Raw genomic sequence first — 12,811 nt, 5'->3', positions numbered from 1 at the left:
ATGCTGCCAGATCCGCCACCGGGAACCCGACTCCCGGCATCGACCCCGTCTCACGCACCGATCTGGCCGGCAATCCGATGCTCGAGCTGTGCTCGCGCACCGGCCGGGATCACGATCAGGCCGTCGAGGTCCGCCCGCGCCTTCACGTACGCGCTCTGCCGCTCTTCCGGCGTGGCCGCGTCATCCATGGCCAGCCGCAGGAGCCTCTGGGCGCGCACCAGGCGCTCTTGCTCGCGAGCGGTGAACCCGCTGCGGCGCCGTCGCTTCGCCTCCGATTCGCAGACATCGAAAGCGATCGCGTAGGCATGCACGGCGGCGCGGTACTCGACCTGTGCCTCGTGGTTGCCCACCATCGACTCCTGGTCCTCCGGCCGGAGCAGGTCCGCACGCCGCCTCGCCTTGTGGAATTCGACCGTCAGGGGTTCGCGCATATCAGTCATCATCGGGAAGTCGAGCAACGTGACGAGACTCATCTCGTACCCGAACCAACGAGCCTCGGTCTGGTCGTGCTCGTCGACGATCTTGGCGATCTCGCGTCGCTGGGTCTGCTCGTCGGTGTGGCTCTGCGCCTTGGCTCGAGCGATTTCGATCTTGGTCTGTTGCTTCAGGCGGTAGCGCTCCTGCCGCCGCTCGGCGCGCCGCTGATTGGCCGCGCCGACCGCTTTCACCGCCCCGCCGATACTCCCGCCGAAGACGAAGAGCAACCACCAGGAGTGCGAGAGAAACCCGAGGAGCTGGTCCACACCCTTCATGATGCCCGCGGCGAGACCAACGCGCGAAGTGGAGTGCCTGGAGCCGATGCCGCTAGAACCGGCGCGCCTCCACCGGCGGCCAACGAGGCAGGTCTAACGTCCGCGGTGTGACCACGTCGGGATCCCCTACCGAGCCTGCACAGTTTCGCAGAGCGATAGACGCGATGCAGACGGCCTCGGTTCACCCGCAGATCGAGGTGGGCCCGATCCGGCCGCCGCAGCGGTTGGCGCCGTACAGCTACGCGCTCGGCGCCGAGGTCCGCCATCCCGAGTCCGACATCGTGGCCGAGCAGTCCGAGGGCGACGCCTTCGGACGACTGATCCTGCTGTACGACCCGGAGGGTGACGAGGCCTGGAACGGCACGATGCGCCTGGTCGCGTACATCCAGGCCGATCTCGACGCCGACCTCGCCGCGGACCCGCTGCTGCCCGAGGTCGCGTGGAGCTGGCTGGTCGACGCGCTCGAAACGCGCGGCGAACCGATGACCGCGCTCGGCGGCACGGTGACCGCGACCAGCTCGGTTCGGTACGGGGACATCGCCGGTCCCCCGCACGCACACCAGCTCGAGCTGCGCGCCTCCTGGACCGCCACCTCCCTCGAACTCGGGGCCCACGTGGAGGCGTTCTGCGAGGTCCTCGCCTACGCGGCGGGCCTGCCCCCCGTGGGTGTCACCCAGCTCGGGAATCCGTCGCCGGGCTGACCGCGCTCCGCCGGGCCCGAACCGATTCGAGGAAGGCCGCGATCGCGCGGATCACCTGATCGCTGCGGATCGAATGGAAGATGTCGAAGGCGTGCTGCGCGCCGCGCAGTTCCGCGTAGGCGACCGGGCTCGTCGAGATCGCCCGCAGCCTCGACACGAACTCCCTGGCCTCGGTCACCGGCAGCAGGGAGTCGTGGGTCCCGTGCACGACGAGGAACGGCGGTGCGTCGGCGCGCAGCCGCGCGAGCGGCGACGCGGCCAGGTAGTCCTCGGGGAACCGCGCGCCCTTGCCGAGCACCATCTCGCTGATCCTGGACTCGACCCGGGCGCGCACCTGCTTGATCCCCGTCTCCGCGGCGAAGTCGTACGCCCCGTACATCGGCACGCAGGCGGCGACGGAGGTGTCCACGTCCTCGAATCCCGGCTGGAACTCGGGATCGTTGGCGGTGAGCGCGACCATCGCGGCGAGGTGCCCGCCCGCCGAACCGCCGGTGACGGCGAGGAAATCCGGGTCACCGCCGAACCGTCCGCCGTTCTCTCGCAGCCAGCCGATGGCCCGCTTGAGCGCGATCAGGTGCGCCGGCCAGCTCGCGCGGGGCGAGAGCGGGTAGTTCACGGCCGCGCACACCCAGCCGCGGGAGGCCAGTTCCACCATCAGCGGCAGACCCTGGTGGTCCTTGCTGCCGATCACCCAGCCGCCGCCGTGGATCTGCAGCAGCATCGGCGCGTTCGGCGGCGTGTCGCGGTGGTGGTACACGTCCACCCGGAACCGCACCCCGCCCGGCGCGTACTCGAGGTTGCCGACCCGGGCGACATCGTCACGGCGCATCCGGAACGGCCTGCTGCTCGAGCGCCAGTCGATGGGGCTGCCGGCACCGGGATCGTCCACGCCGATCTCGCGCAGGGCGTCCGCCATCTCCTGCCCCGCGCGACGGGAGGAGACCATCGTCGCCGTCAGGCCGGCCGCGGACAGCGCCGCGAGGGCCAGGCCCGCCCGGTCCGCGCGCGTGGACGCGCCGTGCCGGGCCACGTGCACGGCCGCGTCGACGAGGGTCGCCCCGAGCTGTTGGGGCGCGAGCTCCGTCGTCAGCCAGCCCGCGAAGAAGGCGGGCACGGACGCCCACATGCCGGGAACGGGCCGCAGCGCGTTCGCCGTCAGCGCCGCGTTGATCGCCTGCCGGAGCAGGAACCCTTGCGTCATGTGACCTCTTTCACCCGTCGCACCCGAGCGGGCTTTCCCGTTCACCCGGCCCGATATTAGAACGCATCCTAAAGTTGCTCCATGGAGAGACTCAGCGGTCTTGATTCAACATTCCTCTATCTCGAAACACCCACCCAGCTGCTACACGTCTGCGGACTGATCGTCCTCGACGTCTCGACGGTTCCGGGTGGGTACGACTTCGAGTCCCTCAAGTCGGAGCTGGCGGCTCGCGTCGCGGGCATACCCGCCTTCCGCAGAAAGCTGCACGACTCCGTGCTGAACCTCGATCACCCGGTCTGGGTCGACGACCCCGGATTCGACATCGACCGGCACGTGCACCGGATCGCGGTGCCCGCCCCCGGCGGTCGCGAGGAGATCGCCGACCTGTGCGGCCACCTCGCCGGCCTGCAGATGGATCGCACGATCCCGCTGTGGGAGATGTGGGTCATCGAGGGCACCGAGGACGGCACCGTCGCGATCATGTCGAAGATGCATCACGCGAACGTGGACGGGGTGACCGGGGCGAGCATGATGGCGCAGCTGTGCGGGCTGACCCCCGATGCGCCACGCCCCGAACCCGACCAACACGAGATCGGCGGCGCGGACACCTTCGACCTCGCCCTCGGGGGCCTGCTCGGGTTCGTCAGCCGTCCGCTCAAGCTCGCGCGGGTGCTGCCCAGCGGCATCGCGCTGCTGCCGAAGTGGATCACCCGCGCCCGGCGCGGCGAGGCGATGCCCGCCCCGTTCACCGCACCGCGGACCTCCCTCAACGGAGCGCTGACGGGCCACCGCAACATCGCCTACGCGCAGCTCGACCTCGCGAAGGTGAAGCTGGTCAAGGACGCCTTCGGCGTCAAGGTCAACGATGTGGTGCTGGCGATGGTGGGCGGCGCGCTGCGCCGCTACCTCTCCGACCGCAACGAGCTGCCCGAGACCTCGCTGGTCGCGATGGTGCCGGTGTCGGTGCACGAGACCTCCGATCGGCCGGGGACGAACCAGATCTCGGGGATGTTCACCCAACTCGGCACCCAGATCGGCGACCCGGTCGCCCGACTCACCGAGGCCAACTCGCACAACACCATGGTCAAGTCGCACAACGCCTCGCTCGGCGCCAGCCTGCTCCAGGACTGGTCCCAGTTCGCGGCCCCGGCCGCCTTCGGCCCGGCGATGCGGGTCTACTCCTCGCTGAAACTGGCCGAACGCCATCCCGTGGTGCACAACCTCGTGGTCTCGAACGTCCCGGGTCCGCCGGTCACGCTGTACTTCCTCGGCGCGCGGATCGCGGCGATGTTCCCGCTCGGCCCGATCTTCCACGGCGCAGGCCTCAACGCCACGGTGATGTCACTCGACGGCAAGCTGAACGTCGGCCTGGTGTCCTGCCCGGAGCTCGCCCCCGAGCTGTGGGACCTGGCCGACGCCTTCGCGCCTGCGCTCGAGGAGATGGTCAAGGCCGCGCGCGCCAAGAACCGCAAGCGCAAGGCTGCGCCCGCACGGGGGTGACGCGGCCGGCGGCGCACCCGGTATCCGCGGCGGCGGCCGGGTGCGCCGTAAGGTCATTGTTCATGTCCGACGTCAGCGACCAGGCCCCCGAGCGCACTGCTGTGCCGCTCCTGACCCCAGCCGGCGGGCTCCCCGAGCTCGTCGACTCGACCCGGTTGCTGGCCGGTGCCGTGGACCGGCTCGCCGGTGGCACCGGCCCGCTCGCAGTCGACGCCGAGCGCGCCTCCGGCTTCCGGTACTCGAACCGCGCCTACCTCCTGCAGTTCCGGCGGGCGGGGGCGGGCACCGTCCTGGTCGACCCCATCCCCCTCGCGGGTGAGCTGGCCCCGCTCGCCGAGCTGATCAATCCCCTCGAGTGGGTCCTGCACTCGGCCGATCAGGACCTTCCCGGGCTCGACGAGCTCGGGATGCGGCCCGCGGCCCTCTACGACACCGAGCTCGCGGGTCGGCTGGCCGGGTACGAGCGGGTGGGGCTGGCCGCGATCGTCGAGCGCAAGCTCGGCTTCGCACTGAAGAAGGGGCACGGTGCGGACGACTGGTCCAGCCGCCCGCTCCCCGAAACCTGGCTGAACTATGCGGCCCTCGACGTGGAGGTGCTCCTGGAGCTGCGCGAGGCCGTCGCCGCGGACCTCGAGTCCCAGGGCAAGACCGTCTGGGCCGCAGAGGAATTCGAGCACGTGCGGCTCGCGGGCCCGCCGAAGCCCAAGCCCGACCGCTGGCGCCGCACGTCCCAGATCCACTCGCTCAAGTCGTCGCGCCAGCTGGCCACGGTCCGCGAACTGTGGACCGCCAGGGACGAATTGGCGCGCAAGCGCGACGTCGCGCCCGGGCGGGTACTGCCCGACTCCGCGATCGTGGCGGCGGCATCGGCCGACCCCAAGAGCGTCGACGCCCTCAGGCGGCTGCCCGTGTTCGGGGGTCCGCGTCAGCGTCGGTCCTCCGCGCTGTGGATGCAGGCGATCGAGCGCGCCAGGGCCCTGTCGCCCGAGGACCTGCCGCCCGTCACACAGCCGTTCACCGGCCCGCCGCCGATCAACCGCTGGTCCCGCCGCAACCCCGAGGCGGCCGACCGGCTCACCGCCGCGCGCGCGGCCGTCACCGAACTCTCCGAGCGGGTGCACATCCCGGTGGAGAACCTGCTCACTCCCGAACTCGTGCGACGCCTGTGCTGGGACTTCGACCCCGCCGTTCACCCCGGCAACCTCGCGCAGGTCGCCGACGAGATCGACCGCACGCTCGCGGCGGGTGGCGCAAGGAGATGGCAGCGCGAGCTGACCGTGCCCCTGCTCGCGGAGGCACTGCGTGCGGCCCCCACCCATGTTACTGGTGAGTAATACGCGCTAGAGTGGACGGGCCGGGCGCCCCAGTCCGGCCGTTCGTCCACTCCAGCCAGGAGGAATCCAGCGTGGCTGCTCCCGCAACACAGCGCAGCGTCGTCTTCGTCGACGGCATCCGTACCCCGTTCGGCAAGGCCGGACCGAAGGGCATGTACGCGGAGACCCGGGCCGATGACCTCGTCGTCAAGGCCATCCGTGAACTGCTTCGCCGCAACCCGCAGCTCGACCCCGCCCGCATCGACGAGGTCGCCATCGCCGCGACCACGCAGACCGGGGATCAGGGCCTGACCATCGGCCGCACCTCCGGAATCCTTGCCGGCCTGCCGGAGACCGTGCCCGGCTTCGCGATCGACCGCATGTGCGCGGGCGCGATGACCGCCGTCACCACCACCGCATCCGGCATCGGCTTCGGCCAGTACGACGTCGTGATCGCCGGCGGCGTCGAGCACATGGGCCACCACCCGATGGGCGAGGGTGCCGACCCCAACCCGCGCTTCCTGGCCGACCGCCTGGTCGACCCGAGCGCACTCGTCATGGGCAACACCGCCGAGAACCTGCACGACCGGTTCCCGAGCATCACCAAGGAACGCACGGACGCCTACGCCGTGAACAGCCAGAACAAGTACGAGGCCGCCAGGAAGGCCGGCTACATCGCCGACACCCTGGTGCCCGTCGCCACCCGCTCCGCCGCGGGCTGGGGCCTGGCCACCGAGGACGAGCCGCCGCGTCCCGGCACCACCATCGAGGACCTCGCCACCCTCAAGACCCCGTTCCGGCCCGCCGGTCGGATCACCGCCGGTAACGCCGCGGGCCTGAACGACGGCGCCACCGCCGCGATCCTCGCCGGCGAGGACACCGCCATCGAGCTCGGCCTGCCGATCGGCATGCGCATGGTCGGCTTCGCCTACCAGGGCGTCGACCCGGCCGTGATGGGTTACGGACCGGTCCCGGCGACCGAGAAGCTGCTGGCCCGTACGGGTCTGAAGATCGAGGACATCGGGCTCTTCGAGCTCAACGAGGCATTTGCCGTCCAGGTCATCGCCTTCCTCGAGCACTACGGCATCGCCGACGACGATCCGCGCGTCAACCCATGGGGCGGCGCCATCGCCTGCGGTCACCCCCTCGCCTCCTCGGGCGTGCGTCTGATGACGCAGCTGTCCCGCCAGTTCGCCCAGCGTCCCGACGTCCGCTACGGCCTGACCAGCATGTGCATCGGTCTGGGCATGGGCGGAACCGTGATCTGGGAGAACCCGAACTTCGACGGAGCCAAGTAACCATGTCTGATATCGCAACCGCATTCGCCGACGAGGTCGTGACGAACGCGTACACCAAGCTCGTATCCGTCCCCGGGATCGACGGCCCGGTGGCCCTGGTCACCCTCGACAACGGCTTCGACCACACCAAGCCGAACTCCTTCGGCCCCAAGGGTCTGCTCGCGTTCGACGCCGCCCTCGACGAGGCGTTCGCCGCGAATCCCGCCGCGATCGCCGTCACCGGCAAGCCGTTCATCTTCGCCGCGGGCGCGGACCTCAAGGGCGTCCCGAACATCACCGACCGTGAGCAGGCCCTGCAGATCGGGCTGCTCGGACACAGGGTGTTCCGGCGGCTGCGCGAGTCCAGCGTCCCGACGTTTGCGTTCGTCAACGGCCTCGCGCTCGGTGGCGGCCTCGAGGTCGGCATGCACTGCCACTACCGCACCTACGCCGACAACGTCCCCGCCCTCGGCCTGCCCGAGGTCATGCTCGGACTGGTGCCCGGCTGGGGCGGCACGCAGTTGCTGCCGAACCTGATCGGCCCCGACGCCGCGGTCACGCTGGTCGTGGAGAACCCGCTCAACAACGGCAAGGTGATCCGCGCCGCGCAGGCCGCCAAGCTCGGCCTCGCCGACGCCGTCCTCGGCTCCGCGGACTTCCTCGAGCAGTCCCTCGCCTGGGCGGCGAAGGTGCTCGCCGGCGAGATCGTCCCGGCGCGCCCGGAGATCGACCGCGGCGCAGGCTGGGATGCCGCGCTCGCCCGCGCCAAGGCCCTCGTCGCGGGTAAGACCCGTGGCTTCGCCCCGGCCGCCGAGCGGGCACTGGCCCTGCTCGAGGCCGCCCGCACCGTCGACCTCAGCGACCCTGCCTCGCTCGACGCCGGCTTCGCGGCCGAGGACGAGGCCCTCGCGGACCTGCTCATGACCGACGAGCTGCGCGCGGGCCTCTACGCCTTCGACCTGGTGAACAAGCGGGCGAAGCGTCCCGCGGGCGCGCCGGACAAGTCGTTGGCGCGCAAGGTCACCGGCGTCGGCATCATCGGCGCGGGCCTGATGGCCAGCCAGCTCGCGCTGCTCTTCGTGCGTCAGCTCAAGGTGCCGGTGATCCTCACCGACATCGACCAGGAGCGCATCGACAAGGGCGTCGGCTACGTCCACACCGAGATCGACAAGCTGCAGGGCAAGGGCCGCCTGTCGGCCGACGCAGCCAACCGCCTCAAGGCACTCGTCTCCGGCTCGCTGGACAAGTCGGCGTTCGCCAAGACCGACTTCGTCATCGAGGCCGTCTTCGAGAACCTCGACCTGAAGAAGAAGATCTTCGCCGAGCTCGAGGAGTTCATCGCCCCCGAGACGATCCTCGCGACCAACACCTCGTCGCTGTCGATCACCGACATGGCCGCCGAGCTCAAGCACCCCGAGCGGGTCGTCGGCTTCCACTTCTTCAACCCCGTCGCGGTGCTTCCGCTGCTCGAGATCATCAAGGGCGCCAAGACCGACGACGCAACGCTGGCAACGGCTTTCGCCACCGCCAAGTCGCTGAAGAAGTCGGCCGTGCTGTGCGGCGACAAGGCCGGGTTCGTCTTCAACCGCCTCGTCACCCGCACCCTCGGTGAGGTCATGACCGCGGTGGACGAGGGCACCCCGTTCGACGTCGCGGACAACGCGGTGGGCGAGCTGGGCATGCCGATGAGCCCGTTCACCCTACTGGCCCTCGTCGGCCCGGCGGTCGCGTTGCACACCGGGGAGACCCTGCAGGCGGCGTACCCGGACCGCTTCACCTCCTCCCCCGGCCTCGAGGCGCTGGTGGAGGCCCGCAAGCCCGGCGTCTGGACCTACGGTCCCGAGGGCCAGGTCGTCGACCCCGAGGTCGCCGCGCTGTGGCCGCAGGGCGACAAGCCGTCGACCGCCGAGGCGGTGCTCGAGCGGACCCGCCGCGCGATGGCCGAGGAGATCCGGATCATGCTCGAGGAGGGCGTGGTCGCGGCGCCCGAGGACATCGATCTCTGCCTGATCCTGGGCGGCGGCTTCGGGTTCTGGAACGGCGGCATCACCCCGTACCTGGACCGGACCGGCACCTCGGAGGCGGTGAACGGCAAGCCGTTCCTGGCCAAGGGCGTCGCCAGCGTCTAGCCCAGACTGCACAGATCACGAGGCGGGCGCGGCACGGGATTCCCCCGTGCCGCGCCCGTTTCGCGTGGACACATGCCACCGCACAGGACGTTTCTGGCGACTTCTGCACCGATACAGCGATATGGTGCTTGTGCCCGTGAACGGCGGCCGTGCACGGCCGCACCGACGAAAGGCCATAACAGAATGCGAGTCAGACGTCTCAGGGGTGGGAGGGCCGTCTCGAGGTTCAAACGCTCGATACTGGTGTCAATGGCGATGGTGCTACCGCTCGGGGTGTCGGTAGCAGGTCCCGTCGGCACCGCGAACGCGGCGTTCGACCCGAACTTCGGATACGACTTCTGGGTCGACTCCGACATGGGTCCGATCAAGTCCCGCATCTTCCGCGCGGCCAACGGCAACAAGAACCGCGTGGTGTACGCGCTCGACGGGATGCGCGCCCGCAACGACCTCAACGGCTGGGAGATCGAGACCAACGTCGCCCGCGCGCTGACCGCCGCCAACATCAACGTCGTGATGCCGGTCGGCGGCGAGTCCAGCTTCTACGCCGACTGGAACGCGCCGAGCACCTGGGGTCCGGGCGACCTCGGGTCCTCCACCGGCAGCTCCGGCGGGTCGTCGGCGCTGGGCAGCTCGGATGCTGCGGCGGACGTCGACGGCAAGGCCAACACCTACAGGTGGGAGACCTTCCTGTCCCGACAGCTGCCGCGCGAGCTGGCCAGGCGGGAAGGGTTCAGCTCTACCCGCAATGGCGTGTTCGGGCTGTCGATGGGCGGCAGCGCGGCACTGACTCTCGCCGCCTACCACCCGCAGCAGTTCAGCTTCGCCGGGTCGTACTCCGGCTTCCTCAACAACTCGGCGCCCGGCATGCGCGAGGCGCTTCGCGTCGCGATGGTCTCGGCCGGCGGCTTCAACATCGACGCGATGGCGCCGCCGTGGGGTCCGCAGTGGCTGCGGATGGACCCGTTCGTCTTCGCGCCGATGCTGAAGGCGAACAACACCCGGCTGTGGGTCTCTTCCGGCAGCGGAGCCCCCGGCCCGGGCGACGTCAGCGACGCGCTCGGAGTCGTGCAGGCCGTGCCGCTGGAGGCGTTGGCACTGGCCAACACCCGCGCGTTCGAGGTCCGGATGGCCACCATCGGCGCACACAACGTCCATTACGACTACCCCGCCACGGGAGTCCACAACTGGAAGAACTGGGAGGATCAGGTCAATCGCATGATTCCCGACCTGTCGGCCAACATCGGTTGAGTCGTCGATAGGCGTTTCCCGAAGGTCCGCGCCCCAGGCGTCTCGCCCGGGGCGCGGACCCGCTTCCGGGGGAGGTTCGAGTTAGGTTAGGCTCCCCTCCATGCGTTCACTTCTTCGTCTCGGCATCGCCGCCCTCGCCGCCACCACCCTGGTCGGCTGCGCCTCCGACACCGCGAACTCCGACGGCTCCGCGGCCGGTGGCGGCGCCTACCCGGTCAGCATCGACAACACCTTCGGCACCACCACCATCGAGGCACGGCCGGACCGACTCGTCACCATGGGCTGGAACGCCCAGGATGTCCTGTACGCACTCGGACTCACCCCCGTCGGCCAGCCGAAGTACACCTACGGTGCGAACCCGAACGGCGTCATGCCCTGGGCCGAGAAGTACTACGACGCGAACAAGACCACCCTCTACGACGATCCGCAGGCCGGCGAGCCTTCCATCGAGGCACTGGCCGCGCTGGCCCCGGATGCGATCCTGGCCCCCTACGAGGGATTCGACCAGGCCTACTACGACAAGCTCACTCGGCTCGCCCCCACCGTCGCCTACCCGGGCGCGGCCTGGCAGACCACCTGGCAGGACCAGACCAGGCTCATCGGCGCGGCCGTCGGCAAGCCGGACGAGGCGAAGGGTCTGATCGACGGTCTGGGAAAGACCCTGGCCGACACCGCAGCCCAGCACCCCGAGTTCGCGGGGAAGACCCTCGCGGTGGTCAACTTCGACACCGGAGCGGGTGAGGCGAACGTCTACCTGCCGACGGACCCGCGGGTCCAACTGCTCACCGAACTCGGCTTCGTCAACGCCCCCGGGGTCGAGAAGCTCGCCGCGGACAACCCGAGCGGAAAGTTCTACCGGGACATCTCGTTGGAGAACGTCCGCGACATCGACGCCGACGTCGTCGTGGCCTTCACCGACGGCGCGACGGACCCGCTCGGCAACCCCGCCATCGCGTCGCTGGGTGCGGTCCAGCGCGGCTCGGCGGTCCTCTTCGCCGACCAGCAGGTCATCGCCGGGCTCAGCAATGTCAATGTGCTCAGCATCCCGTGGGTGCTCGACAAGATCGTCCCCCAGCTCTCGGAAGCAGCGAAGCGCGCCGGCTGATCTGACCGAGGGCCGCGAGGCGCGCGGGCTGTCCCGTATCCGCATCATCGTGCGCGCATCGGCGTAGCGTCCACACTGTCCCGGGTGTTGCACGACGCAATGGGGCGTCGACCGCGGGACGCGCTAGGGGTCAGCGATGGCACAGAGCGACACCGCCTTCGGCGGCACCGGGCCGGGCGCGGCGAAGGCGGATGTTGCGCACGCCGTGATGTTCGCGGCGGCAGCCGCACTCTGTGGCTTCCTCTTCGGATACGACACCGCGGTCATCAACGGCGCGGTCGGAGCGATCCGCGATCGCTACGACATCGGTGCCGCCGGAACCGGACTCACCGTCTCGCTCACCCTGCTCGGTGCGGCCCTCGGCGCCTGGATCGCGGGCGAATTCGCCGACCGCCTCGGCCGCATCCGGGTGATGCAGGTCGCCGCGGTGCTCTTCATCGTCGGCGCCCTCGGGTCCGCCTTCCCGTTCGGCGTCTACGACCTCACGGCATGGCGCGTGCTCGGCGGTGTGGCGGTCGGCTTCGCCTCGGTGATCGCGCCCGCCTACATCGCGGAGATCTCCCCCGCCGCCATCCGGGGTCGGCTCGGATCGATGTACCAGCTCGCCATCGTCCTCGGCATCGCGATCTCCCAGCTCGTCAACTACGCGCTGTCCGAGGCGGCCGACGGCGCGCGGGGCGAGCTGGCCGGGGTCGAGGCCTGGCAGTGGATGCTGGCGCTCGAGGCGGTCCCGGCGGCGCTCTATCTGATCATGACCTTCACCATCCCCGAGTCGCCGAGATTCCTCGTCGCCCGCTCATGCGAGGAGGATGCCCGCGCGATCATCTCCAGGCTCGAGGGCGGTGACGATGAGGCGGTCACCCTGCGAATGAACGAGATTCGTGCCTCGCTGAGCGAACACCGGACCAAGACCACGGTCCGCGAACTGTTCTCCGCACGACTGGGGGTGGCGCCGCTGGTCTGGATCGGCATCGCCCTCGCCGCGCTCCAGCAGTTCGTCGGCATCAACGTGATCTTCTATTACTCCAGCACACTCTGGCAGGCGGTCGGATACGGCGAGGACCGGTCCCTGTTCATCAGCGTCGTCAGCGCGCTGGTCAACATCCTCGGCACCTTCGTCGCGATCGCGGTCATCGACCGGATCGGCCGCAGGCCACTACTGCTCATCGGTTCGATCGGCATGGCCGTCTCGCTGGCCATCACGGCGGCGTGCTTCCACACGGCCACGATCACCACCGACGCCGACGGCGACTCGGTGGCGACCCTCAGCGACACCAACGGCACGATCGCCCTGCTGGCCGCCAACGCGTTCGTGTTCTTCTTCGCGTTCTCCTGGGGCCCCGTCGTCTGGGTCCTGATCAGCGAACTGTTCCCGAACCGGGTCCGGGCCGCCGCGGTCGGTGTCGCCACCGCCGCCAACTGGGTGGCGAACTTCCTGGTCTCGTCCACCTTCCCGACGCTGGCGGACTGGAACCTCTCGTTCACCTATGCCGGATACGCCGCGATGTCCGTGCTCTCGTTCTTCATCGTCCTGCGGTTCGTGAAGGAGACCAGGGGCCGCACCCTCGAGGCCGCCGGCTGACCC

At 69.8% G+C, this 12,811-nt stretch carries 10 protein-coding genes; 8 read left to right on the top strand and 2 right to left on the bottom strand.

The features are described 5' to 3' along the window. Positions 1–50: 50 nt before the first annotated feature. Complete coding sequence (locus tag ACFQS9_RS20000; RefSeq protein ID WP_378407864.1) at positions 51–752, bottom strand: hypothetical protein; 702 nt, start codon at positions 750–752, stop codon at positions 51–53. Positions 753–859: 107 nt separating this feature from the next. On the opposite strand from ACFQS9_RS20000, the gene ACFQS9_RS19995 reads away from it, so the two are divergent. Next, positions 860–1,453: a DUF3000 domain-containing protein gene (locus ACFQS9_RS19995; RefSeq protein ID WP_378407862.1), complete on the top strand. Its 594-nt coding sequence runs from the start codon at positions 860–862 to the stop codon at positions 1,451–1,453. Here the strand turns inward: ACFQS9_RS19995 and ACFQS9_RS19990 are convergent. Continuing rightward, positions 1,422–2,654, bottom strand: a complete 1,233-nt coding sequence (locus tag ACFQS9_RS19990) for an alpha/beta hydrolase (protein ID WP_378407860.1) — start codon at positions 2,652–2,654, stop codon at positions 1,422–1,424. The genes ACFQS9_RS19995 and ACFQS9_RS19990 overlap by 32 nt on opposite strands. A gap of 81 nt (positions 2,655–2,735) precedes the next feature. Between ACFQS9_RS19990 and ACFQS9_RS19985 the strand changes: the two genes are divergently transcribed. From ACFQS9_RS19985 to ACFQS9_RS19955, 7 genes are all read left to right on the top strand, one after another. After that, positions 2,736–4,154, top strand: a complete 1,419-nt coding sequence (locus tag ACFQS9_RS19985; RefSeq protein WP_378407858.1) for a WS/DGAT/MGAT family O-acyltransferase — start codon at positions 2,736–2,738, stop codon at positions 4,152–4,154. A 62-nt stretch (positions 4,155–4,216) separates the two neighbouring features. Then, entirely contained in the window at positions 4,217–5,488 is a 1,272-nt protein-coding gene (locus ACFQS9_RS19980) for an HRDC domain-containing protein (protein ID WP_378407856.1), read from the top strand. Between the two features lie 71 nt (positions 5,489–5,559). After that, the gene (locus tag ACFQS9_RS19975; RefSeq protein ID WP_378407854.1) at positions 5,560–6,765 is read left to right on the top strand and encodes a thiolase family protein; all 1,206 of its coding nucleotides are present in this window, start codon (positions 5,560–5,562) and stop codon (positions 6,763–6,765) included. A 2-nt stretch (positions 6,766–6,767) separates the two neighbouring features. After that, positions 6,768–8,873, top strand: a complete 2,106-nt coding sequence (locus ACFQS9_RS19970) for a 3-hydroxyacyl-CoA dehydrogenase NAD-binding domain-containing protein (protein ID WP_378407852.1) — start codon at positions 6,768–6,770, stop codon at positions 8,871–8,873. A gap of 183 nt (positions 8,874–9,056) precedes the next feature. Beyond that, the gene (locus ACFQS9_RS19965) at positions 9,057–10,121 is read left to right on the top strand and encodes an alpha/beta hydrolase (RefSeq protein ID WP_378407850.1); all 1,065 of its coding nucleotides are present in this window, start codon (positions 9,057–9,059) and stop codon (positions 10,119–10,121) included. Positions 10,122–10,221: 100 nt separating this feature from the next. Next, positions 10,222–11,226 carry an iron-siderophore ABC transporter substrate-binding protein gene (locus ACFQS9_RS19960; protein WP_378407848.1) on the top strand — a complete coding sequence of 335 codons (1,005 nt, stop codon included), beginning with the start codon at positions 10,222–10,224 and terminating at the stop codon, positions 11,224–11,226. Positions 11,227–11,362: 136 nt separating this feature from the next. Then, positions 11,363–12,808, top strand: a complete 1,446-nt coding sequence (locus ACFQS9_RS19955; RefSeq protein ID WP_378407846.1) for a sugar porter family MFS transporter — start codon at positions 11,363–11,365, stop codon at positions 12,806–12,808. The last annotated feature ends 3 nt before the right edge of the window (positions 12,809–12,811 follow it).

The sequence above is a fragment of the Rhodococcus daqingensis genome (assembly GCF_042665615.1).
In the GTDB taxonomy this organism is placed as follows: domain Bacteria; phylum Actinomycetota; class Actinomycetes; order Mycobacteriales; family Mycobacteriaceae; genus Rhodococcus_G; species Rhodococcus_G daqingensis.
This window is presented reverse-complemented; position numbering and strand designations above follow the sequence as displayed.

Bases quoted from the DNA above. Each gene is read 5' to 3' on its own strand.
- ACFQS9_RS20000 (WP_378407864.1), bottom strand. From the start codon at position 752: ATGAAGGGTGTGGACCAGCTCCTCGGGTTTCTCTCGCACTCCTGGTGG.
- ACFQS9_RS19990 (WP_378407860.1), bottom strand. From the start codon at position 2,654: ATGACGCAAGGGTTCCTGCTCCGGCAGGCGATCAACGCGGCGCTGACG.
- ACFQS9_RS19985 (WP_378407858.1), top strand. From the start codon at position 2,736: ATGGAGAGACTCAGCGGTCTTGATTCAACATTCCTCTATCTCGAAACA.
- ACFQS9_RS19980 (WP_378407856.1), top strand. From the start codon at position 4,217: ATGTCCGACGTCAGCGACCAGGCCCCCGAGCGCACTGCTGTGCCGCTC.
- ACFQS9_RS19970 (WP_378407852.1), top strand. From the start codon at position 6,768: ATGTCTGATATCGCAACCGCATTCGCCGACGAGGTCGTGACGAACGCG.
- ACFQS9_RS19965 (WP_378407850.1), top strand. From the start codon at position 9,057: ATGCGAGTCAGACGTCTCAGGGGTGGGAGGGCCGTCTCGAGGTTCAAA.
- ACFQS9_RS19960 (WP_378407848.1), top strand. From the start codon at position 10,222: ATGCGTTCACTTCTTCGTCTCGGCATCGCCGCCCTCGCCGCCACCACC.
- ACFQS9_RS19955 (WP_378407846.1), top strand. From the start codon at position 11,363: ATGGCACAGAGCGACACCGCCTTCGGCGGCACCGGGCCGGGCGCGGCG.